Origin of the sequence: Limosilactobacillus gorillae, assembly GCF_001293735.1 — a bacterium.
GTDB classification, from domain to species: Bacteria; Bacillota; Bacilli; order Lactobacillales; family Lactobacillaceae; genus Limosilactobacillus; species Limosilactobacillus gorillae.
In genome coordinates this window covers 14,043-40,321 of record NZ_BCAH01000003.1, presented here as the reverse complement: position 1 = coordinate 40,321, position 26,279 = coordinate 14,043, and the positions used below count along the sequence as shown (strand labels likewise).

The following is a 26,279-nucleotide window of genomic DNA, read 5'->3' as shown; positions in this document are numbered from 1 at the left end:
TAAGTTATCTCGATGACGGCTTTAATTGTATCATATCACCAGTTGTAAGTCAACAAGTTTTTAAAATTTGTTTTTTTAACCGCTTGTCTATTCTTGCAATTGACAACTTTTATATGATACCAAATTGTTAACTTGTCGTCAAGCAACAATTTTAATTTTATCTTGTCATCACCAGCGCTTTGCCGTGACAACGATATATAACTATACAGGTTACCTTCCCCAACGTCAATAGTTTTTTTCAATTTTGTTACTAAAACGGTCTTTCAGCATCCCCACGTTTTCAAAGTAGCTATCGGCAAGATAAATCATCACGTCGATAAACTTATGAACAGATTCCGATAACAATAATTCAAAAAGCCGGTCCCACATCAGGGACCGGCTTCTTGGCAAGGATTATATATTTTACAGATGGAATAAGAAAATTATTACTGGCGCACTTTAAAGTGATAGAGTTTTGCCGTGAAATCCTGGTGCACCAGCGGATCATAGAAGCCCAGCTTCATAAGCTCATCACCCCCATAAACTTGATGTGTCATTAATTCTTCGTAGTCCTTTTGCGGGTCCAGCCCTACTAAAACTGTCCGTGTCAAACGATTAGCCGCATTGGTTAGTACATTAAACGTCATCACGATAGCTTCACTGCGTTTATCATCAATAAACATCCACGCCGCTTGGTTGCCTTCAAAAGGTGACTTTAAACGGTAGAAGTGACCATATTGAACCAAGGGACGAATGGCCTTGTATTTGGCAACCTGGCGCTTAACCTGTTGTTTCTCATCGTCAGTCAGTTTTGTCAAATCCAACTCATAGCCAAAAACCCCACTCATCGCTACCGCTCCCCGCGTTGCAAAGGGAGTTTGTCGTCCAGTCTGCTGGTTAGGAATAACAGAAACGTGAGCTGTCGTCATCGAAATTGGGTAAATCAACGATGTCCCATACTGGATCTTAAGCCGGGCGATAGCATCAGTATTATCAGAAGGCCAAATTTGCGGCATATAGTAGGCTATTCCCGCATCAAAGCGCCCCCCACCGCCGGAGCATCCTTCAAATAAGATGTCCGGAAAGGCCTGTGTAATCCGCTCCATCAGATCATACAATCCTAAGACGTAGCGGTGATAAACTTCACCTTGCCGATCAGCTGGCAGTTCGAGCGAATAGATATCAGAAAGGCTGCGATTCATGTCCCACTTGACGTAATCAATCTGGTTGTTTTGTAAAATCGCACTGATCTGCGTAACGAGGTTATCCCGTACGTCTTTTCTGGTCAGATCCAAAACATACTGGTTACGCGAAGGACTAGGTTGGCGATCGGGGACGCGCATTAGCCAATCAGGATGCGCACGATATAGCTGAGAATCAAACGAAATCATTTCCGGTTCAAACCAGATCCCAAATTTCAATCCCTTAGCATGTACGTAGTCAGCAAAATGTGCTAACCCGTGCGGGAATTTCTTTTGATAGACCTGCCAGTCGCCTAATGAAGAATTGTCATCGTCACGGTGACCAAACCAGCCATCATCCAGAACAAACATCTCGATGCCCATCGCCTGAGCCTCATCAACAATCGGCTGCAATTTACTCTCATCGAAGTCAAAGTACGTTGCTTCCCAGTTGTTGACCACAATCGGTCGTTCCTGATGTTTGAATTTTGAGCGGATAATCCGTTCTTGAATCAAATGGTGCAGGTTCTGGCTCATGCCGTTTAATCCTTCATCAGAATAGGTCATTACCACTTCAGGCGCTTGAAAACTTTGACCAGGTAATAATTGCCAATTAAAATTGGCGTCGTTGATCCCCATCAAAAGACGTACTTGATCGTTTTGATCTTTTTCCACACTAATCTGATGGTTGCCAGAATAGACCAGCATCATCCCGTAGGCATCCCCGCGCTGCTCATTCGTTGTGGGCTCAACCAGGGCAATGAACGGATTCATTTGGTGACTCGACGTGCCACGCCGGCTACGAAATTCCGTCACACCGTGCTGCAATGGACGGCGTTCCATTTGACGTTCATCGGCATAAGCTCCCGGCAGTGTGATCGACTCTAAATTAGCGTGACCGGTAAAATCTAGTTGCATCGACGCTAACTTCTCAAGATTAACCTTTGCCGAACCTTGATTAATCAAACGGCAAGTCCGTGTAATGATTGGCTGATCGCGATAGACCGTATACCATAACTCGGCAGCCACTCCCGTTAACTGATCCTGCATTTTGATAATCAGCGTCTGCGCTTCCGTATCATCTTCCACAAAGGCGGCTGGCAGTCCAGGTAGCTGGGGTTTGCCATCGATAATTTGGTAGTCTTGGTAGCGTAGTGCTAACGAATTGGATCCGTTCGCCTGCCGTACGATCACGGCGGGCTCATGATAATCTAGTTCGCCGGCACAGCTAATCTCCCGGGGCAGCGTGTCTAGCGAGTACGTACGATCCAAGCTTCCCGGTAGATTACCTGAAAAGCCCCGATCGGCCCGCGGATAACGCAGTTGTCCATGATAATGGCGGACGGCCGCACCAAAGTACAGGTGGGCCAAAACGTTGCCCTCCTCAACGCTTAGCAAGTATGAGACATCATGATTGTGTAGATGGAAGATCTGGTTTTGAGCGTCATATTCTATTAACTTATCCATGGTCTTTTTCTCCTCCATGATTCTTGCACAGCGTCATTACGTTATCCAAAGCCTTAACCGGCTGACCGGGTTGAGCCGTTATCTTGATCTGGCTGAATTGCGAACTGTTGGTTACGGTTACCGTTGTCGTATTATCAAGGTGCGCTTTTTGAATGGTCGGATTCCAGAATTCCAATAGCTCGGTCCCCTTGGTTACGTGCTGGTTTTCATCGACATATGAGACAAAACCCGTCCCGCGTAGTTTGACCGTGCCAAAGCCAATGTGGATCAAAACCATCAATCCATCATCCGATTCAATCCCGATCGCGTGCCGCGTCGGAAAGACTTTGCGAATCGTACCGTCAAACGGCGCCAGTACGCGGCCATCGCTTGGCTTAACGGCAAAGCCCTGACCAACTTGACCGCTGGCAAACGTCTCATCGCTTACGTCGGCTAATTTAACCAGCGTCCCGGAAATTGGTGATGCCACATTGATAACATCAGCAGAAACGTTGCTCTTAGCTTTGGCGGCATCATTGTAGTTTTTACCCCAACTCTTTTCTAGCTCCTCAACAATTTGGGCGTGCTTAGCGTCCGTCAGGGTTACTTTCTTTGAAAAAATCAAAATGGCAATGCATAACATTACGGCCGGAAAAGCAAACATCATAATTTTGAAATTGGTCCGTCCGGCAACCGTAATCGTTGAAGCAGTCGCACCGGTCGTCATCCCTGAAATAATGGCAATCTGACCAACAATCCCATTAGAAACGGCCCCACCGAACTTATCGATCAATGGCCGAATTGACAGTGACAGTGATTCATCACGGTGGCCCAATTTCCATTGGCCATATTCAACTGAATCGGTAATCACCATCAAAACCACCAGGAAGACCATTTGTTGTGGGAAACCAAACATCGTGGCCGCGATCAAAACTAGCGGTAAATTGCTGCCGGCCACTGCAAACAAGGCAATGCCGCAAAGCATGAAGACCAAGCAACCATCGAACAGGGACCTACGGCTAACTTTCTTAGACAAGATTGGGAACAGGGTGGCCGCGATCACACCCAAGAAGATGTTAATCGTTGAAAAAATCGAAAAGGCTTTGGGCCGGCCCATGATATACGTAAAGTAGTAAACCTCCAACGAACCCAGGATATTAATCGCAATCCCGTAAAAGAGGTAGGCTAAGGCCACCCACATTAATTGATCATTTTTAGCTACGGCCTTGAAGACGCCTAAAACGCCCACCGTGTCCTGCTTATTTTTACGGATATTGCTGTTGACTTCCCGCGTGAACAAGCCCACGACCCACGCCGAAAGTAACGCCGTTCCACAGATGATTAACGCAAAGACAAACCAACCGCGGTCATCCCCGGTACTCGTCTTGGTAGCCGAAAAGTAAATGACGGCTGGCATTACCAAGACACCTACCAGGCCACCACCGATCGTAGAACCAAACCGCGCAAATGAAGCGGTTTTTTCACGCTCGCGTGAATCCGTCGACAGTGATGGCAGCATCGACCAAAAGCCCACATCTTTAAATGAATAAAAAATATCCATCATAATGTAAAGCACCGCGAAAATGATCAGGTAGACCAAGGCATTGTGCTTATACAAACCGCCCATTGGTGTAAACAGCGACAGCAAAATTACCGCTGAAATCGTCCCACCAACGACAATCCACGGCCGAAAGTGGCCCCACCGCGTTTTGGTTCGGTCAATGACATTACCAATAAATGGATCAATAAACAATTCAACAATCCGTAGCAACATGATGATCAACGTTACCATCGCGATCATATGGTTATCAAATGCCTTGTTACCGGAATTAAACAAGTGTGAAGTAATAAACATGATTAAATATCCGGACAAGAGGCCGTAGTAGGCATCATTACCAAACGCCCCAAAAGCGTAGGCTAACCTTTGATACGGCTTCATTCCGGAGTGATTTTGTTTAGACATTTCAAAACCCTCTTTACAAAATTTATTCTTAATTACGTTTTTAGTTTAGATTTAGAAAGCGCTTTTTTGAATGGTGGTAAAATGGGTCTTGATGTCATTTTGGCAATTGATTATTTTGACATGATAAGTTTTAAATCATTGATAAACCGGTATTATGATCAAATGGATGCTATGGCATTGACATTAGGAAGCTTACTAAATATTAATATTGGTGAGGAGATGCAGCATGAATTTCGAAGGCGAATATCAATCACTGTCGGTCATCAGTTTTGAATCTAATGTTGTTTTTTATGGTCGCGAAGCTTGCAAACCCAACTATACCTTTAAGGGGAACAACGTCCGTGACAACTATGTAATCCACTACATTGAGAAGGGCGCCGGTACTTTCTCCACGGCTAATCACCCCAGCGTCCGGCTCCAGGCGAACGATCTATTCATTCTTCCCAAGGGGGTACCCTGCTTTTATCAAGCTGACGCATACGATCCGTGGACCTATGCATGGATCGGCCTGCGAGGCGTCAACATTGGTAAAATCCTTAACGGTTCGCAGCTTATGGAAAAAAACTACTTACGACAAGTTCAAAACAGCCAGCTTCACGTGGCATTTAGCGAATTATATCAATCGCTGCACGCCAACACGTCATTAAGCCACAACATGCTAACAGAATCATTGCTGTACCGCACCTTTTACCAGCTGCTAACCGAATATCCGCGACAAAACAGCCGGCACCACGCGCTGGATCAATTTCAGCTGGCCCTAGACTATTTGCATGACAACTACAGCACAGGCTGCACGATTCAAGATCTTTGTCAAGGCCTGCACTTATCACACACCTATGTCTACGAGCTGTTCAAGCAAAACAGCAACGCAACGCCGCAACAATTTTTGAACCATTTACGCATGGAGGATGCTAAGCAGCAACTAGTTGCCTCATCACTGCCCATCCAAGAAATTGCCGAACGGGTCGGCTATAAAGATAGCTTTACCTTTTCCAAAGCCTTTAAACGTACTACCGGATTTAGTCCCACCTTATATCGGCAAAGCCAGTCATAAAAACCCCCATTCGCTTGAACGGATCAGGGGTTAATTAAGGAGAATCGCTGTTTTGGTACGGCCCCGGTAGCATGATTAAGGTTGCATCGAAGGTCTTACCAATAAGTTTTCAAATTGGGTCTACTTTCCGATCAAAGAAATCCCTTATAATGGAACTACCAAGTTAAGGAAGGAAACCACACATGTATCAAAACAAGATTTACCTGGCCAGCCCCTTTTTCTCCCCGGAGCAAAAAGAACGTATCGACATCGTCATGGCTGCCTTAAAGAAAAACCCGACCGTTGACCCGACTGGGATCTATAATCCCCAGGAACACCAGGCTGAGGGGCTTGAATTTGGCTCCCGCGACTGGCAAGACACTGTCTTCGCCACCGACATGCGCCAGGTTAAGCGGGCCGACGTAGTAGTTGCCATCACCGACTACAAGTACGAAGAGGGAAACGCCGAACCGGACTGCGGGACGGTCTTTGAAGTCGGGGCCGCGTGGGCCTGGAACATCCCGGTTGTGATGGCCCAGTTCCACCCAGATAATGCCCTCAACTTGATGCTTGCCCGTTCCCACACCGCCATGTTCACCGGCGATAAGATTGAAGCGGGTCTGGCTACCTACGACTTTAACAACTTACCAACCCAGTGGACCGACATGAAGGTCTTCTAACTGAAAAGAGAGCGCCCTGACTTAAGGGTGCTCTCTTTTACTATTTAACGACTCGGTAGTAGCTTAGCCAGACAACCACAATCAGAACCGTTAGCATTATAAAGGCATTTTGGGTCCCGACCGCCGTTGTGTAGGCCTGGCTGCCGGCTAGGTGGAGCTGACTCTTGGCCACTACCATAGCACTTAGCGAAGTTCCCATCGCCCCGGCAAATTGCTGAAGGGTATTTAAAATGGCGTTTCCATCAGTTTGCTGGCCGTCCGTTAGTGTCCGTAAGGCACTGGTCATTACCGAACCCATGCAGGTTCCCATCCCGCCCATGTACAGAATGTAAACCGGGACGATAAAGGTGTTGGACATGTGGCGAGCAAATAGGGTGAAGATAACTAAGGATAAGAGGCAGGCACTGACCCCGAACATGATCGGGCGCCGGGCGCCAAGGCGGTCAAACATTCGCCCGCCCAGGGGACCACACAGGGCCCCAGCCACCCCAGCTGGTAAGACCACTAACCCGGCCAAAAGGGCGGTGTTGTGGTTAACCAACTGGATGTAATTAGGTAAGAGAAAGGCAAAACCCAAGGAGATAATCTGAGTAAGGAAAAAGCCTAAAACGTGGCCGCTAAAGCGCTGGTTGCAAAAGAGACGTAGGTTTAAAATCGGCGTTTTAATTGAAAATGAGCGCCATACCAGCATTGCCATCCCCACCAGGCCAAGCAGGAGGCTGCCAAATACCTGCATGCTCCAAAAGGGCTCACTAGCCAAGTTAGAAAAGCCTAGCATCAAGCCGGTGAAGAAGACGGCGATTAGGCAAAGCGAGAGCCAATCGATCGGCGCCCTTTCCAAAGTACTGACCTGCCGAATCCCCCAGTTACCTAAAATCAGCGATAGGATCAACAGCGGGATCAGAAAGTAAAAAATGTGACGCCAGCCTAAAGCGTCGACCACAAGTCCCCCAAAGGTTGGGCCGATGGCGGGAGCAATCCCAGTGATCATGTTGGCCAGGCCCATCATCAGCCCGACCCTTTGTCTGGGAACCTGCTCCAAGATGATGTTAAACATCAGGGGCAAAGCGATCCCAGTTCCTACCCCTTGAACCGCCCGGCCGATCAAGAGCCACCCAAAGCTGGGCGCTGCCACGTCAATTAAAATCCCGCCAAAAAAGGCTAGGTTGGCAATTAAGAAGAGACGCTTAATCGGGTAGGCGCGCTTAAAAATTGCCGACAAGGGGACGATAATGGCGACAACTAACAGGTAAATCGACGTCATCCACTGGACGGTGCTGGTCGAAACGTGAAATTCCCGCATCAGGGTCGGGAAGGCGATATTCATGGCCGTTTCCACAATCACCCCGGAAAAGGATAAGAGTCCGGTTGCCAAAACGGCAGCGATCACCGGGGCCGGAATGGCGTTGCTGTTTTTTTCCATTCAAATTCCTCCTTAAATAGTAGTTATTATAGGCGTGAATTTGAAATGATCAAGCCGCAAAAAAGTAAGTAAAAAAGGAGCACCCGGCCTGGGTACTCCTTTTTACTAGTCGCCTTGAATTTTAGTGCGATTCAGCAACAGCGATGACGAGACCACCGAAACGGAAGAGAAGGCCATTGCAAGGGCTGCTACTTCCGGGCTTAAATGCAAGCCCCAAAGGACAAAGCAGCCAGCGGCAATCGGGATTCCGATCAAGTTGTAGATTAACGCCCAGAACAAGTTGAGCTTAATCCGGTTGAAGGTCTTTTGTGAAAGGTCCAACGCCCGGACAACCCCGTTAAGGTCGTTTTGAACCAGGACGATTGAGCCTGATTCGATCGCCACATCGGTCCCGCTCCCCATGGCAATCCCCACGGTGGCGCTGGTTAGGGCCGGAGCATCGTTAACCCCGTCGCCGACGAAGGCTACCGGGCCCCCTTCTTCTAGGGCCTTGACGTGGTCCGCCTTTTCGTTAGGCAGAACCCCGGCGATAACCTGGTCAATCCCAACCTGATCAGCAATCGCCTGGGCCACCTGGGCGTTATCCCCCGTTAGCATGACCGTCTTCAGCCCGCGGGCCTTCAGGGCGCCAATTGCCTGCTTGGCCCCTGGCTTAGCGACATCTTGAATGGCAATTAGCCCGATCACGGCGGTTCCTTTAGCCACCAGAACCACGGTTTTAGCTTGATCCTGAAGTACCCCGGCCTGGTTCTTGAGTGCGGCGGGCCAGTCAAGCCCTTCCATCAGCCGGGCGCTGCCGACCCGGACCTCTTGGCCCGCCAGCTTAGCAATCACTCCTTGACCGGCCACATTTTTAAAGTCGCTTATGGTCAAAAGGGCGGCTCCATCTTCTTGCGCCTTTTTAACCACCGCCAAGGCTAGCGGGTGTTCGGAGGCGTCCTCTAACGAAGCAGCAAGCGCTAGCGTCTTGGGATCGCCCACCACGTCGGTCACCTGAGGCTTGCCAACCGTAATCGTACCGGTCTTATCAAAGACGACCGTCTTGACCTTGTTAACGGCCTCCAGGGCTTCACCATCCTTGATCAAGACCCCTAGCTTAGCGGCCCGGCCGACCCCAACCATTAGGGCAGTTGGCGTGGCTAACCCCAACGCACACGGACAGGCGATCACAATCACAGCGACGGCGTAAAGCATCGCCGAAACAGCGCTGGCGTGTAGAAAGCTAAACCAGATTACGAAGGTGAGAATGGCGATAATCAAGACCGTCGGAACGAAGAGGCGAGCAATTCGGTCAGTCAGCCGCTGAATCGGCGCGTGGCTGGATTGGGCCTTCTTAACCATCTCGACGATTTGAGCGAGCATCGTATCGGCGCCAACCTTTTGAGCCCGAAACTGGAAGGTCCCAGCCCGGTTGATCGTCGCGCCAATTACCAAGTCGCCGACTTCCTTTTGAACTGGCATGCTCTCCCCGGTCACCATTGCCTCGTCGATCGTCGTGGTGCCGGACGTGATTTGCCCGTCAACGGGAACCTTTTCTCCCGGACGCACCCGAAGCAGATCGCCTTTGACCACCTGATCGAGTGGCACCTTAACGTATTGCCCGTCGCGAAGGACCTCCGCTTCTTTAACCTGCAGATCGAGGAGCTTCTTTAGGGCCCCGGATGCGTTTTGGTGCATCCGTTCCTCCATCGCATCTCCGAGCAAAACAAAGGTGGTGATGAAGGCAGCCGATTCAAAGTAAACCGCCCGCCCGGTCAGCATGGCAAAGAGGCTGTACAGGTAAGCCACCGCCGTGCCGATCGCCACCAGGGTGTTCATGTTGGCGTTGTGTTGTAAAAAAGCCGCCCAGGCACTCTTCCAGTAGGGCCAGGCCCCAATGATGATGATCAAGGTGGTGGTGATAAGGGCCACCCAGTTATAGGCCGGCATCATCCAGCCCCACAGCATCGCCACCATCTGCACCAGCATCGGAATCGTTAGGACCAGGCAGAGCCAAAATCGTTTTAGGCTGGTGAGGTGTCTCATTACTTAACGACGACCTTTCCCTTAAACATGTCCATCCCGCAGGCAAAGCCGTACTCACCAGCCTGGTCGGTTTTAACGTCAAACGTAACTTCCTGGTTTAAGGGCAAGTTAGCCTCAAAGCCCATTTGAGGGGAGTGGACCACCTCTAAGCAGCCCTTGTCGCTAACCCGTTCAAAGACCAGCTTTGCAGGCACCCCCTTGGCCAAGTGGACGGTTTCAGGCTTGTAACCCCCGTCAACAATGACTTTGACAACTTGTTCACCATTTTCGTTAACAGCTGGCTTTTTAAAACGATCGAATAATCCCATTTTTAATTCCTCCTAGTTATTTAACAATGACCTTACCATGAAACATATCCATTCCACAGGCGTAGTTGAATTCCCCCGCCTGATCCGTAGGAATTGTAACGGTGGTCGTTTTCTGCTTGGTCAGATCTAGGTTTTGACCAAGCTGCTCAAAGACTACGTGTGATAAACAGGCGGTTGAATCATTCATTTCGAACTTAACTGACCCGGCAACGCCCTTCTTTAAAACCACGGTACTAGGGGTGTAGCCACCGTTAACCACCACCGTGGCTACCTGGTGATCCCCTTCCATTGTGGCCCGGCCAACCTTGGCCTCATGCTTGGCAAAAAACCACCAGCAAATGGCGCCAATTAAGATTAATCCCCCAATTGCAACGAGTACTTGGGCCATCCTTAGCCCCCCTTTCGTTTACATTTGTAAATTTCACCTTCAGTATAGGAGCACCGTTTACAAATGTCAACGATAAAATTTCCCCAATTTAAAAGCCCCCACCAGACTGGTCGGCCATAAAAACATTGGCCACCCCATTTCCCGGTGGGAGCTTATTAAGTTAAGGTTTGGTTATTTAGTTGCGGTAGGCTTCTCCAGTCAGTTCTTCGACCGGCTTGAAGAGGCCGTTAAAGTCTTCGTCAACCTTGATCTGCTTCTTGGCTTCCTCGTAGAAGAGGGCGCTAGATGCAAAGGTCACTGGTAAGTAAGCCGTGATCCCCAGTACGATTAGGGCGTAACCAAGGTACATGAAGAAGTAGGTTGCCGTGTAGATACCGTAGTAGGCAACTGCACCAAAGATGGCACTCCATACCAGGATTGGCAGGGCCACTAAGACTAGCTGAAGTAAGAACCAGTTGATCTTCAGCCCACCCATGAAGCGGCGGCTGGCCGTCAGGGCGTGGCGCATTGATTGACCCAAAAAGGACGGTTGCTTTTCCCGGTACAAGAGAACTGCTTGGGAGTATTCATATGACTTCCACAAAACAATCAGGTAGTTAAGCACCCGTACGATCAGGACCGCCCAGGTATACTTAGCAACCAGGCTGCCCACAATCGTCAGCGGCAGGGTCCACAAGAAGATGTACAGGCCCGCGTAAAGGCTGATCCGCCATAATTGGTTCTTACGCAGGTGCTTGAAGTTTTGCCAAATTGAACTTGGACTAACTGCCACATCTGGGTTTTGCAGCCGGTCTTGATAGGTAAAGGTCACCGCCGTGGTGATAAAGCTAAACCAAAAACCTAGTGCGATGATCAGGGCAAAGGCTCCCAACAGTTCTGCCAGGGCCAATAAGATCCCAGAAGTACTTGCCATCCCGTACATCAGCATCATCAAGTTCATGTACAAGGTGCTGACAAAGGATAGGTCCACGTAAGCTAACAGCGCCGTTAAGGCAATGTAAATCAGGAAAAAGCCCCCGATTGGCCACATGGCCTTGGTGTAACCCGGCTTCACTAAGTCCTTTAATTTAGCCGAAAATGCCTTAAGCGGCACCCTTGAAAGAATATTCATTATTGCAATCTCTCCCCTATTAAAAATGATTACCTTCAATCATAACAGAATGGGGGGCTAGCGGTTAGGTCCTTTAAACTTTCCTAACTAAATCGCTATAAAAGGTTCAATCTTTACTGGTGATCCCGGCAGTATTTTGCCAACCGCGGCAGGGCACGCTCAATTTTAGCCAGATCAGTGGCGTATGAGAAACGAACGTACCCTTCCCCACCGGCACCAAAGTATGAGCCCGGCGTTACCGCCACCTTGCCCTCCTTGGCCAGGTCGTAGGCAAACTTCTCGTCATCTTGTTCTAAGTAGGCCGGAATTTTGGCAAAAATGTAAAACGCCCCTTCTGGATTGGTGGTTTTCCACCCTAGATCCTTTAGCCCCTGATATAAGACGTCACGGCGTTCTTGGTACTTATCCCGCATCGCCTTAGGATCGTCCTTCCCGTTTCTTAGGGCCTCTTCGGCTGCATCCTGAACAAAAGTTGCCACGTCAGTTACCGCAAAGCCGTGGACCTTAAAGAGCTCATCGGTGATCGGCTTTGGGGCACACATGTAAGCAACCCGCCAGCCAGTCATCGCGTAGGACTTGGAGAACCCGTTCAAGAGAATCGTTTGCTCCGGTAAGGATTTAACTATTGACGGGTAGGTACCGTCCTCTTGACTGTATGTCAGTTGGTCGTAAATCTCATCAGCTAAGACAAAAATTGGCTTGTCACGAACCACGTCCGCAATCGCGTCAAGCTCCTCTTGATTCATTGCGACCCCAGTTGGGTTAGTTGGGTTAACCACCACCAGCCCCTTGACCCGGTCGCCGTACTTATCGAGGTAGGACTGAACTAATTCCGGGGTCAAGCGAAAGCCCGTCTTGGACGTGTCGACTTCAACGGCTGTCCCACCGGCAATGGCGGTGTCGGCCGTGTAAATCGAAAAAGTCGGTGTGGGGACTAGGATCACGTCACCAGGATTGGTGATTGCCGTAACCGCAGCGTAGGCTCCCTCGGTTACCCCATTGGTTACTAAGATTTCGGCCGCTGGATCGTACACCTTGCCAGTCTTCGCCGCCACGGTATCACTGATGGCCGCCAGTAGCCCGGCCGTCCCCCGTTGCGGAGCGTAGTGGGTATGGTTATTTTGAATTGCGGCAATCCCAGCTTGCTTGACGTGTTCTGGGGTGTTTAAATCCGGTTCCCCAATCGTCAATTCAATAATGTCGTCAATTGACTTAGTGAAAAGGGCAAAGTCAAAAATCTTCATCGTTGGGACCTGCTTGAGGTTGGTGCGCATATGGTCTTCCATTTTCATCGGTCTGTCCTCCTTTATTAATATCGAAAAAGGCCGCCCCAACAAAGAGACGGCCTCGTTTCCGTTGATTTATAAGTTATTAATCAATGTCGTACTTTTCCTTGCTGAGCACGTTCAGCTTTTCATCGAAGTCGTAAACTACCGGTTGGCCAGTTGCCATTTCAAGACCCATGATGTCTTCATCGGAGATCTCTTCAATGTACTTACTCAAAGCACGCAGGGAGTTCCCGTGGGCAGCGATGATCACGTTCTTACCGTCCAAGAGCTTCGGGGCAATTTCATCTTGCCAAAGCGGGATAACCCGTTCCAAGGTTACCTTCAGGTTTTCCCCACCCGGAATGGCACGCGGGTCTAAGTCAGCGTAACGACGGTCCTTTGCGGCGGAACCTTCGTCATCGGCACTCAGTAGTGGCGGTAAGACGTCGTAAGAACGGCGCCAAATGTGGACTTGTTCGTCACCGTACTTTTCAGCAGCGGCAGCCTTGTTCTTACCTTGCAATGCCCCGTAGTGACGTTCATTCAAGCGCCAAGTCTTGAATTCTGGGATCCACATTTGGTCAGATTCTTCAAGGGCGTAGTGGAGGGTCTTGATTGCCCGCTTCAAAACAGAAGTGTAGGCGTAATCAAATTCCAGTCCGTGTTCCTTGATGGCCTTCCCAGCAGCCTTTGCTTGGGCAACCCCCTTCTCGCTCAAGTCAACATCGACCCAGCCAGTAAATTGGTTGGAAAGGTTCCATTCACTTTGCCCGTGACGAATCAAAACTAATTTAGCCATGTTTCAATTAACCTCTTTCTTCTTAGTGGTTAGTGTTGATAATACCCTATTATTTTAAATCAGAATCCGGGCTTTGCCAACAGTTCGTGAAAAATTGCACCTAGATTCTACATCAATTCCAGTAATTCCTGGTTTTGCCGAACGAAGTCACCAAAAAGGGGCAGGGTAAAACTAACGTGACCGTAATCCGCCGGGGTGATAACTTGGTCATCAATCAAGCGGCGACGGTAATTAGCAACCAAATTACTTGGCTTCTTCATCCGCTGGCGAATTGCCGCAATCGCCACGTTATCCTCGCCCACTTCGGCCATCGCCCTTATAAACTGGCGATCCCCCCTGACAATTCAAGGTAGATTGGTGGAACCAGGCCAAAACTTGGGCTAAATGGGTTTTCACAACAGTGGCCTCCTTAATTAAAAGGTGAAATATGTATTTGTGTGTACCTTACCACAAAAGCAAACAAAGCTGATCAACTTTACTCCCCAGCCTAATCAGCATCAACAGACCGCTAACCACTTCCTTTGATGGTTCAAAATAAGCTCCTCCTAAGCGGCATGCATGGCTAAAGTCAACTAAATGAGCTAAAATCAATTCCAAATCGAAGGGGAAAGAAAATATTAACCAAAGAACCGATTGAGGACATTCGTGTTTTCTAGCACCACCCTCAAGTACTTGTAATGCGAGGTAGATAGATATGTGGCAAGTAAAACCATTCTCGGCACTAACAGTAACTGAACTCCACCAAATTTTACAGCTGCGAACGGCCGTCTTCGTTGTGGACCAAAAACGAATTTACCAGGAGGTAGACGACCTGGATAAAACCGCTTGGCACCTATTTGCCACCGTTGATGGGCAAGTGGTGGCCTATGCTCGGATCTTTGAATTAACCCCTGGGGGTACCGTCTCCTTTGGCCGGGTGGTAACCAACCCTCGCGTTCGGGGCCAAGGATTTGGCGGCCAACTTCTTGACCAAATTATGACTACCATCGCCCACCAGTATCCGGGCCAACCAATTGAAATTGAAGCCCAAGTCCAAGTTCAGTCCTTCTACCAGCGGGCCGGCTTTAAAAGTCAGGGCGCTCCGTTTGTTTACCAATCAACGCCCCACATTAAGATGGTCCACGCGCCACTGCCAGCTGAGTAGCGAACAAAAAGCCAGTTACTTTGACCATAATCACCACTACAAAAAAGCTCCCAGGAAGCCCGGCTAGACTTCTTGGGAGCTTAGTTATTATTGGTGTGCTTTATTTCCGATATCGTGCCGGTATTGACAATCTGCCAGCTCCAGGTGATCAAGGTAGTCGTATACCTGCCCCTGTGCCGCCTCAATTGTCGCGTCCGTGGCCGTTACCATTAGGATCCGGCCGCCACTACCGATGAGGTGCCCCGCCTTGCCAGCTACATTGGCGTAGGCGACATCGATCCCCGAAGTCAACGGAAAGGCCGGCAGAACTTGACCAGTTACCGGTGCTTGCGGGTAGCCCTTGGCGGCAACCACGACCCCTAAAACGGCGTCTGGTTTTTCAACCACCTCCGGTAAGGTCCGGTCGTTAACGCAAGTATCAACCAGGTCAAATAAATCGGTGGCTAACCGGGGCAGGATCACCTGGGTCTCCGGATCACCCAGGCGGACGTTGTATTCAATCACCTTGGGGCCCTCCTTCGTCAGCATCAAGCCGATGTAAAGGATCCCGTGGTAGTGATAATCTCCGGCAACCAAGCCTCTAACGCTTGGTTCAACCACTTCATTGACCATCCGCTTCCGATCGGAGTCACTCAACTGGGGTACCGGGCTGTAGGCGCCCATCCCCCCGGTATTGGGTCCCTTGTCGCCATCATAAGCCCGCTTGTGGTCCTGCGCCAGCGGCAGGATCTGGTAGTCGCCGTTTTCGATGAGGACAAACATTGAGTATTCCGGACCGACCAGGCACTCCTCGAGCACCAGGCGCCCGGGTTGGCCCTGAAACATCTCCTTGATCGTCACCGTGGCAACAGCCTGATCATCGGCGATCACGACCCCCTTCCCCCCGGCCAAGCCATCGACCTTCAAGACAACTGGGAAGCCGTAGTCGGCCACGTGAACCAGCGCATCTTCTTCGGTTTCAAAAGTTTGGTGCCTGGCGGTTGGCACCCCGTACTTATTCATAAAAGACAGGGCATATTCCTTGGATCCCTCCAACTGGGCGGCCCGGGCCTGCGGGCCAAAGATCTTTAGGCCGGCCCTTTGGAACTCATCCACAATTCCGGCCACCAGGGCGTCTTCGGGGCCGACAAAGGTCCAGGCAACCTGGTGATCCTTAGCAAATTGGATGAGCCGTGCAAAGTCCAGCTCTTCAATCGCCACCGGTTCCACCCCGGCGCTCACCATCCCGGCGTTCCCCGGCGCGCAGTACACCCGATCCACCTTGGCGCTTTGCTTTAGTTTCTTAGCAATCGCAAACTCGCGGCCCCCGCTGCCGACCACCAGCACGTTTTGTAATTTCATCGTTATCCCCCTTATGAAATAAACAAGGGGCCCAGCCTAATTAACCCGCCGCGCCCCGCTTAATTCGTTTTTAGTGACGGAAGTGGCGAACCCCAGTCGTGACCATGGCAATCCCCAGCTTATTAGCCATGTCGATGGAGTCCTGGTCGCGAATCGAGCCCCCTGGTTGAACAATCGCCTTGACGCCGTGTTCCCCGGCGTACTTGACACAGTCGTCAAACGGGAAGAAGGCGTCGGAAGCCAGGACGCTGCCTTCAACTAAACTACCGGCGTGTTTAACGGCAATCTTCAAGGAGTCGATTCGGTTAGGCTGTCCCTCACCGACCCCCAACGTCCGCTCGTTATTAGCAACCACGATCGCGTTTGATTTAGCGTGCTTTACCGCCCTCCAGGCAAACATCAGCGCCCTTAATTGGTCCTCGGTTGGCTTGACGTCGGTGACCACTTCCCAGTCGTGATAATCCTCTTTTAGGGTATCCTGGTTCTGCATCAAGAGCCCGCCCATTACGGAGACAACCTCATCCTTGGTTGGTTCGTCCTTTTGAGCGAAGTCAACTTGCAGCAAGCGGATGTTCTTCTTCTTAGCCAAAAGCGCGTAAGCATCCTCATCAAAGCCTGGTGCCACGATGATTTCCAAGAAGATCTTGCGCATCTTTTCGGCGGTCGCCAAATCGACCTTCCGGTTCACGGCAATTACGCCCCCAAAAATCGAAACTGAATCAGCCTCATAGGCGCGGTCCCAAGCAACCTCGAGGCTGTCACCACGGCCAATCCCGCACGGGTTCATGTGCTTCATGGCCACAACGGTTGGCTCGTCAAACTCACGCACGCAGCGCAGGGCTTCATCGGCGTCCTTGATGTTGTTGTAAGACAGCTTCTTGCCGTGCAGCTGTTCGGCCTCCAGGATTGAGAAGTCCTTTGGCAGGGCGTCTTCGTACAGCCAGGCCCGCTGGTGGGCGTTTTCCCCGTAGCGCATCGTTTCCTTTAAGTCGTAGGTCAACGTCAGCTTCTCAGGGTCCTCTAAGCCGACCTGCTTGGTTAGGTACTGGGCGATCAGGGCGTCGTAAGCCGCCGTGGTCCGAAAGGCCTTCGCCCCTAGCTTAGCCTTGGTTGCGGCGCTCGTGTCGCCGGTTTCCTCAATTTCTTTTAAAACCTGGTCGTAATCGGCCACGTCGGTAACGATTGTCACGCTCTGGTAGTTCTTGGCGGCCGAGCGGACCATTGATGGCCCGCCAATGTCGATATTTTCAATGGCGTCGGCCAGTTCCACGCCCGGCTTCAGGATCGTTTCCTTAAAGGGATAAAGGTTAACGCAAACCAAGTCGATCGGGGTGATGTTCAAGTCTTCGATCGTCTTCATGTGCTCTGGCAGGTCCCGCCGCGCCAGCAGGCCCCCATGAACGTAGGGGTTGAGGGTTTTAACCCGCCCGTCTAAGATTTCCGGGAAGTGTGTGACGTCTTCAATTGAAATCGTCTTAACCCCCGCTTCATCCAGCACCCGCTTGGTTCCGCCGGTGGAGACAATTTCGTAGCCGTTTTCCTCCAACCCCTTCACAAAAGGAACCAGGTTCGTTTTATCCGATACAGAAACTAATGCTCGCTTCATCTTATTCTCCTTCTTTAATTCGCGCGGTTAAGACTTCTTTTAGGACCGCTGGGTAAAGGCGGTGTTCCGTTTGGTGAACCCGCTCTTCCAGGCTTTCTAACGTGTCATCCGGTTTGATTACGACGTGCTCTTGGGCAATGATCGGCCCCGAATCCAGACCGGCGTCAATGTAGTGGACGGTGACCCCGGTCTCGGGTTGGTGATCGTTAAAGGCCCGTTCGATTGAGTGCAGGCCCGGGTAGGCCGGCAGGTAGGCGGGATGCAGATTAACAATTGCCCCTTCAAAGTGGTTCAAGATCGTCGGACCAACCACCCGCATGTAGCCGGCTAGGGCGATAAAGTCAACTTGGTAATCTAACAAAACCTGCCAAATTCGCTGTTCGTAGGCCGCCTTGCCCCCGCACTCCTTAACGGTAAAGGTTTCTACCGGGACCTTCAGGCGCTTGGCCCGTTCGACTACCGGCGCCGTCGGGTGGTCGCAAAACAGGAGCACCAGGTCGCCCGGCAGCTTGTGTTCGTGAAATTGCCGGGCCAAAACTTCAAAGTTGGTCCCGTTTCCTGACGCAAAAATCGCTACTCTCATGCTTTCCCTCACTTAATCACAATCTTTTCTTCACCGACCGGCCGCTCTTTGAGGCGACCGATTTGGTAAACCGTCTCGCCGGCCTTCTTTAGACGATCCATGACCGCCCTGACTTGGTCGGGCTTAACGGCTAGAACCAGTCCCAGCCCCATGTTAAAGGTCTGCCAGCAGTCTTGATCGCTCAGCTTGCCGAGGTCCCTTAGGTAGTTAAAGACCGGCAGGGTTGGCCAGGTCGCGCTGTCTACCTCGGCCTGGAGGCTATCATTAAACATCCGGGGCAGGTTTTCGATCAGCCCGCCCCCGGTGATGTGGGCAACCCCTTCAATCAGGTGGTCCTTCAACAGCGGTAGGACCGGTTTAACGTAGATCCGCGTTGGGCGAAGTACCGCGGCGCCAACCGTTTGACCCTTGAGGGCGGCTGGGGTGGCCTTCAAATCAACCTGGTGGTCCTTGAAGAGGATCTGACGGACCAGGGAAAAGCCGTTGGAGTGCAGCCCGCTGGAGGCCAGCCCGAGCAAAATGTTGCCCGCACCGGGCCGGGCGTTTGTCAGCAGGTCATCCTTTTCCACCACCCCGGTCACCGTCCCGGCCAGGTCGTAGTCGTCTGGGCCGTACATGTCCGGCATCTCCGCGGTCTCGCCCCCAACCAGGGCGGCCCCGGCCTGCCGACACCCCTCGGCCACCCCGGCGACAATGGCGGCCATCTTGACTGGATCGTTATGACCGGTCGCGATGTAATCGAGGAAGTATAGCGGTTCGGCCCCCTGGGCGAGGACGTCATTGACGCACATTGCCACGACGTCGATGCCAATCGTATCGTGCTTCCCCATGGCCTTTGCGATCAAGAGCTTGGTGCCGACCCCATCGGTCCCGGAGACTAACACCGGGTGCTTCAGTTTTAACGCCCCCAAGTCAAAGAGGCCCCCGAAGGCACCGATCCCACCAAGCACCCCGGTTCGGTCGGTGGATGCGACCTGTTGCTTAATCCGCTTGACCAGTTCATAACCGGCGTTAACGTCAACGCCCGCTTCTTGGTATCGATTCATTAGACCATGACTTCCTTTCGCGCCAGTTTTTCTTGTTCGCTCAGCGACTTGCGGTAGCCTTCTTCATAATCATAGAGCGGCGTCGGGTAGTTGCCGGTGAAGTACGCCACCGTCAAGCCACCATTCGGCGCCCCGTCAATGTTCGGTAGGTTGATGGCCTCAATCAAGCTGTTAACCGACAGGAAGCCAAGGCTGTCAACGCCAATTAAGTCACGCATTTCTTTGACGGTGTGGTGGGCGGCCATCAGCTCGGCACGCGTCGACACGTCAATCCCGTAAAAGCACGGGAAGCGGAACGGCGGTGAGGCGATCAGTAGGTGAACCTCCTTGGCCCCCGCACGACGCAGCATCTGGGCGATCTGCTTGGAGGTCGTCCCCCGCACGATCGAGTCGTCAACAACGATCACCCGCTTACCTTCCACCACCCCCCGCACGGCGGAGAGTTTCATTTGAACGGCCCGCTCCCGCAGCTTTTGGGTCGGCTGGATGAAGGTCCGGGCAACGTATTGGCTCTTGATCAGCCCCATTTCATAGGGCAGGCCGGCCTCTTCGGCGTACCCGGAGGCCGCCGAAAGCGATGAATTGGGCACCCCAATCACCATGTCGGCATCGACCGGGTGCTCCCGAGCCAACAGGCGGCCCATCTGCTTGCGGGCGTTGTGGACAGTCACCCCGTGAATGATCGAGTCCGGCCGGGCAAAGTAGATGAATTCCATTGAGCAGATCGCCAGCTGAGTCTTGGTTGTGTAGTGATCAATGTGGAGCCCTTCCTTGTCGATGATGATGAGCTCCCCGGGCTCAACGTCGCGGATAAACTTCGCCCCGACAATGTCCAAGGCACAGGTCTCGCTGGTGACCACGTAGCCGCCGTTATCCAGCTGGCCGATGCATAGCGGGCGAAAGCCGTTGGGGTCCAAGGCCGCAATCAAGCGGTCCTTTTGCAAGAGCAGGTAGGCAAAGCCCCCCTTAACCTCGTTTAGACTCTTCTTCAATGCGCCGATAAAGCCGTCTTGGATGTGCTTGCGGATCAGGTGGATCAAAATCTCGGTGTCGGAATCGGATTGAAAGACCGCCCCGGTATCCTCCAGCTGGCGGCGCAGGGTGACGGCATTAGTTAGGTTCCCATTGTGAGCCAGAGCAACGTCGCCATCGTGGAAGCGATACAAGAAGGGCTGAACATTTTGAATCGAATTGTGCCCCGACGTCCCGTAACGGACGTGACCGACCGCCGCGGTTCCGATGAGCCGGTCCAACTCACTCTGGTCAGCGAAGACCTCGGATAAGAGCCCGCGGTCCCGGTGCTGATAAAGGGTTTGACCGTCAGTAGAGACAATTCCGGCCCCCTCCTGACCCCGGTGCTGCAAAGTGTGCAACCCCATGTAGGTCAAGCTGGCGGCATGGTCGGCGCCAAAGATCCCAAAGACGCCGCACTCTTCATTTATTCCTTTGATTTCAGCTGGCATGGAATCGCCTCCTTCCAAACTCGTTCTAATTCAGCAACGCTCTTATTCATTGCCCCGTCCGTTAAGCGTACCTGAAGCCAGTGACTGTTGGTGACTTCGCCAATCAAGGCTGCATCCTGGCCCAGGGCCGCTTCAAAGGCCGCCGCATCCTCTTTTTTAACGGTTACGACGAAGCGGCCGGCCGTTTCGCTGAAGAGCTGGCTTCGGGTCAGGTCTAGGCTTAAGTTCATCCCCAGGTCGGTCTTAAAGAGCATTTCGGCCAGTGCCACCCCGAGACCCCCTTCGGCCAGGTCATGGGCGGAGGCCACCCGTCCCGCTTCCATCAAGGACAGAAGGGTTTGCATCATGGCCCGAACGTGAGCAAGGTCAAAGTCGGCTACCATTCCGGCAATGTCGCCGGTCAGCATCTTTTGCAGCTCGGAGCCGGCGTAGTCATCACCAGTCTGGCCCAGCAGGTAAACCAGGTCGCCCGCTTCTTGCGGGGCCATTTGGACCAGATGCTTTAAATCCTTGATCAGGCCGACCATCCCAACCATCGGTGTTGGATGAATGGCCTGACCATTATTTTCGTTGTACAAGGAGACGTTTCCGGAGATGACCGGCGTGTCAAAGACCCGGCAGGCCTCGGCCATCCCAGCCACCGACTGGTGCAGCTCCCAGAAGATTTCCGGGTCGTTAGGATCGCCGTAGTTTAGACAGTCGGTGATCGCCAGCGGCAACGCCCCGGAAGCCACGATGTTGGCCGCCGCTTCAACCAGGGCCATCTTGCCCCCAACCTTGGGATTCAGGTAGACAAAGCGTCCGTTGCCGTCGGTGGTCATCGCGAGGCCCTTCTTGGTCCCCCGCACCCGCAGGACCCCGGCGTCGGAACCCGGGCCCACCACCGTTGACGTCCGCACCATCGAGTCGTACTGTTCGTAAAAGACCGACTTATCGGCGATCGTAGCTTGTTGCAACAGCTGCTCCAACGTGGCGCCGGCATCCGTAATCACAGGTTGCCAGTTGTCTTCTTGCTCCGCCTTGGTAATCCGGGCCGGCTTGCGTTCTTCTGAAGCCTCTTCCAAGACGTCGTCGGTCAGGCTGGCCACCGGGATGTCGCAAACCACTTGGCCGTCGTGATGTAAGACGTATTGGTGCCCTTCAGTGATCCGGCCGATCGTAACGGCTTCCAGGCCATAGAAATCAAAAATCTTCTTAACGTCGTCCTCGTGACCCTTGTTGACGCAAAGCAGCATTCGTTCCTGGGACTCGGACAGCATAATTTCGTAAGCTGACATGTTTGGTTCGCGCTGGGGAACCAGATCTAAGTCAAGCTCCATTCCGGCGTCCCCTTCGCTGGCCATTTCGGCCGATGAGGAAACAATCCCCGCCGCCCCCATGTCCTGGATTCCGACCAGCCAGTCAGGATGCTTTTGAATCAATTCCAAGCAGGCCTCCAAAAGCAGCTTTTCCATGAAGGGATCGCCGACCTGCACGGCCGAACGCTGGGTGGCATTTTCATCGGAGAAGTCCGCCGAGGCAAAGGTGGCCCCGTGGATTCCGTCACGGCCGGTCTTCGCCCCCACGTACATCACGGCGTTGCCGATCCCGGCCGCCGTCCCGGATTGGATGTCCTTTTGATCCATCAAGCCGACACTCATCGCGTTGACCAGGAGGTTGCCCGAGTAACAAGAGTCAAAGGTGGTTTCCCCGGCCACGGTTGGAATCCCCATGCAGTTACCGTAATCACCGATCCCCTTGACGGTGCCGGCCACCTTCATTTTCATCCTGGGGTCATCAAGTTCCCCAAAGTGCAACGAGTCCAGGCTGGCGATGGGGCGCGACCCCATCGAGAAGATGTCCCGCAGAATGCCGCCGACCCCGGTTGCGGCCCCCTGGTAGGGTTCCACCGTTGAGGGGTGGTTGTGGCTTTCGGCCTTGAAGACAACCGCCTGGCCGTCATCAATGTCGACCACCCCGGCCCCTTCGCCCGGTCCCTGCAGGACCCGGTCATTCTTGTTCGGGAAGAGGCGTAGGACGGGCTTGGACTTCTTGTAGGAACAGTGTTCACTCCACATGGCCGAAAAAAGCCCGGTCTCGGTGAAGTTGGGCAGCCGGCCCAGGAGCTTGTCGGCGATGTAGTTGTACTCGCGCTCGCTCAAACTCCAGTCCAGGTAGGGCTTTTGTTCCTTAATTTGTTCTGGCGTTAATGCTTGCTTCATTTCCTATCCCTCCGCAATGACCGTACCGTTTTCAAGCAGCGACTTAAAGACCCGTAAGCCATCGGTGCTCCCTAAGATCGCTTCAACCGCCCGTTCTGGGTGGGGCATCATCCCCAAGACGTTGCCGGCTCGGTTGCAAACCCCGGCGATGTTGTTTAGCGACCCGTTGGGGTTCTCCTCGGCATAGCGGAAGACCACCTGGTGGTTTTTCTCCAATTCGTCCAGGGTTGCCTGGTCGGCAAAGTAGGAGCCATCGGCGTGGGCGATCGGCAGGCTGATCCGTTCGTGTTCCTGGTACTGGCTGGTAAAGATCGTTTGGTTATTAACGACTTCAAGGGGCACCGTCTTGCAGACGAAGGACTGGCTGTCGTTCTTCTTCAGCGCGCCGGGCAAGAGGCCAGCCTCGGTCAGAATCTGGAACCCGTTGCAGGTCCCAAAGACCGGCTTGCCTGAATCGGCCATTTGCTTGACGGCCGGCATGATCTTGGCAAAGCGGGCAATCGCACCGGCCCGTAGGTAGTCACCGTAGGAAAAACCGCCGGGCAGCATCACGGCGTCGTAGCCGGCCAGGCTGGTCTGCTGGTGGTCGACGTAATCAACGTCAGCCCCGCAAACCGTCTTCAAGGCCTCGTACAGGTCAATGTCACAGTTAGAACCCGGAAAGACAATCACCGCAATCTTCATTTACTTTTCCTCCAGTACTTGGTAGGTGTAAGTTTCCATGTTGAAGTTGACCAGGAGCTCTTGGGCAATCTGCTCGACGGTGGCGGCTACTTGATCGCCTTCAACTTGAACGTCAAAGAACTTCCCGACGGTGACGGACTTGACGTTTTCGTGACCCAGGGCGTGAATCGAGTTGGTGATCGTCTCCCCTTGGGGGTCAAAAACGGACGGCTTGTAGGTAACGTAAATGCGAACGGTGGTCATGATTAATCCTCCTCTAAGGCACTTTGCAGGCGGGAATAAACCTCTTGGTAGGTGGTCGTCAGGTCGGCTAGGTTGCGCCGGAAGACGTCCTTGTCCATGTGGTGGTGCGTCTTTTGGTCCCACAGCCGGCAGTTATCCGGGGAGAACTCATCGGCTAAAATAACCCGCTGGTCCCGGCTCCGGCGGCCAAACTCAAGCTTGAAGTCGATCAGCTGCATGCCAGCCTTTTTAAATAGCGGCGTCAGTAGTTGGTTGACCTGGCGGCAGATCGCCCAGCAGCGGGTCAGCTCTTCTTCGGTAGCCATTTTGAGGGCCACGGCCGCCGATTCGTTGATGAAGGGGTCGTCTAATTCGTCATTCTTGTAGAAGTTTTCCTCAACCGGCTGCGAAAGGGGCGTTCCCTCTTCAAGCCCGAAGCGGGAGGCGAAGTGGCCGGCGACGGTGTTGCGGGTGACAAATTCCAGCGGGATCATGGCGCACTTTTCAACCAGGTCCTCTTTTTCCGATAGCTTCTTGATCAGGTGGGTCTCAACCCCGTGGTCAATCAGGTAGTGGAAAATCAAATCGGAGATGGCATGAGCCGCCTCCCCCTTGCCCGCGAAGTGTTCCTTTTGCTTCCCGTTGAGCTGGGTGGCCTGATCTAAGTAAACGACCCGCAGCTGGTCTTCATCTTGCGTTGTCCACATTTGCTTGGCCTTGCCGGCGTACAACAGCTTCTCTTCCATTTCTCTTGGCGACTCCCTTTCATCAAAACACGAACAATAATAATAATTTACGGCGATAAATTCGCTAAATCGTGACCATAGAATAACAAGTTTCATTCCCTTTCGTCAACAAATTAAGGCTATTTTAATCCAATTATCACTTTAATGTTCGTCTTTTTCCAACAAACTAAGGTAAAACGATTTAAAAAAACGTTCGCCGTTCGTTAATTCTTCATCAACACCAAGCAAGTCATCACGCACCGTCTTTATTTGACATTGGCCAAACAAAAAAGGCTGTGACAAACCAGTCACAGCCCCTCTTAAATTCGAATCAGTATCGTTAAAGTCCCACTAGCCCTAATCTAGGCCAACGCGGTGGAAAATATCATCAACGTGGCGCAGGTGCCAGTGGTAATCAAAGGCGTCGTCTAAGTCCTCCTTGGTCAGTTGCTTTTGCACGGTCACGTCGGCTTCCAGCAGCGGCCGGTACGGAACGTGGTCGGCCCAGCACTTAGCGGTGTACTTTTGGATCAGATCGTAGGCGTCTTCGCGGGTCATTCCGGAGTTGACCAGCTTGAGTAGGACCCGCCCGGAGTAGATCAACCCCAGCGTTTCATCCATGTTATGCTTCATCCGGTCCGGGAAGACGTCCAGGTTCTTAATAATCCGGCCAAAGCGGTTAAGCATGTAGTCCAAAAGCGCCGTTGAGTCCGGCAGGATCATCCGCTCGGCGCTGGAGTGGGAGATGTCGCGCTCGTGCCAGAGGGTCATGTCTTCATAGGCGGTAACCACGTTGCCCCGCAGGACCCGAGCACAGCCGCAGATGTTTTCCGAACCAATCGGGTTGCGCTTGTGCGGCATTGCCGAGGAGCCCTTTTGCCCCTTGGCAAAGTGTTCTTCCACCTCGTGAATTTCGGTCCGCTGCAGGGAACGAATTTCGGTGGCCATGTTTTCCAGCGACGTGCCGATCATGGCAATGGCGGCAATGTATTCGGCGTGCAGGTCGCGAGGCAGGACCTGGGTTGAGATCTCCTGAGCCCGCAGGCCGAGCTTCTGGCAGACGTCGGCCTCCACGCGCGGGTCAACTTCGGCAAAGGTGCCGACCGCCCCGGAAATCTTACCGGCTTCCACGCCCCGGGCAGCGTGTTCGAATCGTTCTTGGTTCCGTTTCATCGCCGAGTACCAGCGGGCCAGCTTGAGGCCAAAGGTGGTCGGCTCGGCGTGAATGCCGTGGGTCCGCCCCATGCAGACGGTGTACTTGAACTCACGGGCTCGATCAGCCAAAATCGTCATGAAGTCCTCGATGTCCTTGCGTAAGATGGCGTTGGCCTTCTTTAACTGGAGCCCCTGGGCGGTGTCAACCACGTCGGTGGAGGTCAAACCGTAGTGAACCCACTTGCGTTCCGGCCCCAGCGACTTTGAGACGTCACGGGTGAAGGCAATCACGTCATGGTGGGTAACGGCTTCAAGCTCGTTGATCCCCTCAACGGTAAAGGTGGCGTTTTGGCGGATTTTGGCAACGTCCTCGGCCGGGATGTGGCCCAGCTTGCTCCAGGCCTCATCGGCGGCGATTTCAACGTCCAGCCAGCATTGGTAACGGGTCTTGTCGCTCCAGATTTCCTTCATTTCCGGGCGGGTGTAACGATCAATCATCAGTTCA

Annotated in this window: 23 protein-coding genes; 3 read left to right on the top strand and 20 right to left on the bottom strand. The window is 52.5% G+C overall.

Annotated elements, in window-relative coordinates; genetic code table 11:
* Nucleotides 1–425: 425 nt before the first annotated feature.
* The gene (locus AOQ57_RS00290) at nt 426–2,627 is read right to left on the bottom strand and encodes an alpha-galactosidase (protein ID WP_093624056.1); all 2,202 of its coding nucleotides are present in this window, start codon (nt 2,625–2,627) and stop codon (nt 426–428) included.
* The gene (locus tag AOQ57_RS00285; RefSeq protein ID WP_093624054.1) at nt 2,620–4,569 is read right to left on the bottom strand and encodes a glycoside-pentoside-hexuronide (GPH):cation symporter; all 1,950 of its coding nucleotides are present in this window, start codon (nt 4,567–4,569) and stop codon (nt 2,620–2,622) included. Before AOQ57_RS00285 ends, AOQ57_RS00290 begins: the two co-directional genes overlap by 8 nt.
* 226 nt (nt 4,570–4,795) lie before the next feature.
* Here AOQ57_RS00285 and AOQ57_RS00280 point away from each other — a divergent pair, with 226 nt between their 5' ends.
* Complete coding sequence (locus tag AOQ57_RS00280) at nt 4,796–5,623, top strand: AraC family ligand binding domain-containing protein (protein ID WP_093624052.1); 828 nt, start codon at nt 4,796–4,798, stop codon at nt 5,621–5,623.
* Between the two features lie 182 nt (nt 5,624–5,805).
* Nucleotides 5,806–6,282 (top strand): nucleoside 2-deoxyribosyltransferase, encoded by a 477-nt coding sequence (locus AOQ57_RS00275; RefSeq protein ID WP_093624050.1) that lies wholly within the window; start codon nt 5,806–5,808, stop codon nt 6,280–6,282.
* 40 nt (nt 6,283–6,322) lie between these two features.
* Here the strand turns inward: AOQ57_RS00275 and AOQ57_RS00270 are convergent, their stop codons facing one another.
* From AOQ57_RS00270 to AOQ57_RS00235, 8 genes are all read right to left on the bottom strand, one after another.
* Nucleotides 6,323–7,705 (bottom strand): MFS transporter, encoded by a 1,383-nt coding sequence (locus AOQ57_RS00270; RefSeq protein ID WP_093624048.1) that lies wholly within the window; start codon nt 7,703–7,705, stop codon nt 6,323–6,325.
* Between the two features lie 105 nt (nt 7,706–7,810).
* A complete protein-coding gene (locus tag AOQ57_RS00265; RefSeq protein ID WP_093624046.1) occupies nt 7,811–9,730 on the bottom strand; it encodes a copper-translocating P-type ATPase in 1,920 nt (639 codons plus the stop codon).
* Nucleotides 9,730–10,038, bottom strand: coding sequence for a cupredoxin domain-containing protein (locus tag AOQ57_RS00260; RefSeq protein ID WP_093624044.1), 309 nt, complete (start codon nt 10,036–10,038; stop codon nt 9,730–9,732). Before AOQ57_RS00260 ends, AOQ57_RS00265 begins: the two co-directional genes overlap by 1 nt.
* Before the next feature lie 16 nt (nt 10,039–10,054).
* A complete protein-coding gene (locus AOQ57_RS00255; protein WP_093624042.1) occupies nt 10,055–10,426 on the bottom strand; it encodes a cupredoxin domain-containing protein in 372 nt (123 codons plus the stop codon).
* A 175-nt stretch (nt 10,427–10,601) separates the two neighbouring features.
* Complete coding sequence (locus tag AOQ57_RS00250; protein WP_093624040.1) at nt 10,602–11,537, bottom strand: hypothetical protein; 936 nt, start codon at nt 11,535–11,537, stop codon at nt 10,602–10,604.
* 113 nt (nt 11,538–11,650) lie between these two features.
* Nucleotides 11,651–12,829 (bottom strand): pyridoxal phosphate-dependent aminotransferase, encoded by a 1,179-nt coding sequence (locus AOQ57_RS00245; RefSeq protein WP_093624038.1) that lies wholly within the window; start codon nt 12,827–12,829, stop codon nt 11,651–11,653.
* A gap of 79 nt (nt 12,830–12,908) precedes the next feature.
* Nucleotides 12,909–13,604 carry a 2,3-diphosphoglycerate-dependent phosphoglycerate mutase gene (locus tag AOQ57_RS00240; RefSeq protein ID WP_093624036.1) on the bottom strand — a complete coding sequence of 232 codons (696 nt, stop codon included), beginning with the start codon at nt 13,602–13,604 and terminating at the stop codon, nt 12,909–12,911.
* Nucleotides 13,605–13,711: 107 nt separating this feature from the next.
* Complete coding sequence (locus tag AOQ57_RS00235; protein WP_501161629.1) at nt 13,712–13,948, bottom strand: DUF8462 domain-containing protein; 237 nt, start codon at nt 13,946–13,948, stop codon at nt 13,712–13,714.
* A 350-nt stretch (nt 13,949–14,298) separates the two neighbouring features.
* On the opposite strand from AOQ57_RS00235, the gene AOQ57_RS00230 reads away from it, so the two are divergent.
* Nucleotides 14,299–14,748, top strand: coding sequence for a GNAT family N-acetyltransferase (locus tag AOQ57_RS00230; protein WP_093624032.1), 450 nt, complete (start codon nt 14,299–14,301; stop codon nt 14,746–14,748).
* Between the two features lie 87 nt (nt 14,749–14,835).
* On the opposite strand, the gene purD is transcribed toward AOQ57_RS00230, so the two are convergent.
* The 10 genes from purD to purB form a co-directional block, all read right to left on the bottom strand.
* The gene (gene purD / locus AOQ57_RS00225) at nt 14,836–16,089 is read right to left on the bottom strand and encodes a phosphoribosylamine--glycine ligase (protein ID WP_093624030.1); all 1,254 of its coding nucleotides are present in this window, start codon (nt 16,087–16,089) and stop codon (nt 14,836–14,838) included.
* A gap of 70 nt (nt 16,090–16,159) precedes the next feature.
* Nucleotides 16,160–17,695 carry a bifunctional phosphoribosylaminoimidazolecarboxamide formyltransferase/IMP cyclohydrolase gene (gene purH, locus AOQ57_RS00220; protein WP_093624028.1) on the bottom strand — a complete coding sequence of 512 codons (1,536 nt, stop codon included), beginning with the start codon at nt 17,693–17,695 and terminating at the stop codon, nt 16,160–16,162.
* A gap of 1 nt (nt 17,696) precedes the next feature.
* A complete protein-coding gene (gene purN / locus AOQ57_RS00215) occupies nt 17,697–18,278 on the bottom strand; it encodes a phosphoribosylglycinamide formyltransferase (protein WP_093624026.1) in 582 nt (193 codons plus the stop codon).
* A gap of 8 nt (nt 18,279–18,286) precedes the next feature.
* Nucleotides 18,287–19,324, bottom strand: coding sequence for a phosphoribosylformylglycinamidine cyclo-ligase (gene purM, locus AOQ57_RS00210; protein WP_093624024.1), 1,038 nt, complete (start codon nt 19,322–19,324; stop codon nt 18,287–18,289).
* Entirely contained in the window at nt 19,324–20,787 is a 1,464-nt protein-coding gene (gene purF / locus AOQ57_RS00205; RefSeq protein WP_093624022.1) for an amidophosphoribosyltransferase, read from the bottom strand. The genes purM and purF overlap by 1 nt, the downstream gene beginning before the upstream one ends.
* Entirely contained in the window at nt 20,763–22,988 is a 2,226-nt protein-coding gene (gene purL / locus AOQ57_RS00200) for a phosphoribosylformylglycinamidine synthase subunit PurL (RefSeq protein ID WP_093624020.1), read from the bottom strand. The genes purF and purL overlap by 25 nt, the downstream gene beginning before the upstream one ends.
* Before the next feature lie 3 nt (nt 22,989–22,991).
* A complete protein-coding gene (purQ, locus tag AOQ57_RS00195; protein ID WP_093624018.1) occupies nt 22,992–23,672 on the bottom strand; it encodes a phosphoribosylformylglycinamidine synthase subunit PurQ in 681 nt (226 codons plus the stop codon).
* Nucleotides 23,673–23,915, bottom strand: coding sequence for a phosphoribosylformylglycinamidine synthase subunit PurS (gene purS / locus AOQ57_RS00190; RefSeq protein ID WP_093624016.1), 243 nt, complete (start codon nt 23,913–23,915; stop codon nt 23,673–23,675).
* Nucleotides 23,916–23,917: 2 nt separating this feature from the next.
* Nucleotides 23,918–24,640: a phosphoribosylaminoimidazolesuccinocarboxamide synthase gene (locus AOQ57_RS00185; RefSeq protein ID WP_093624014.1), complete on the bottom strand. Its 723-nt coding sequence runs from the start codon at nt 24,638–24,640 to the stop codon at nt 23,918–23,920.
* Between the two features lie 336 nt (nt 24,641–24,976).
* Nucleotides 24,977–26,272, bottom strand: a complete 1,296-nt coding sequence (purB, locus tag AOQ57_RS00180) for an adenylosuccinate lyase (RefSeq protein ID WP_093624012.1) — start codon at nt 26,270–26,272, stop codon at nt 24,977–24,979.
* Nucleotides 26,273–26,279 lie beyond the last annotated feature (7 nt).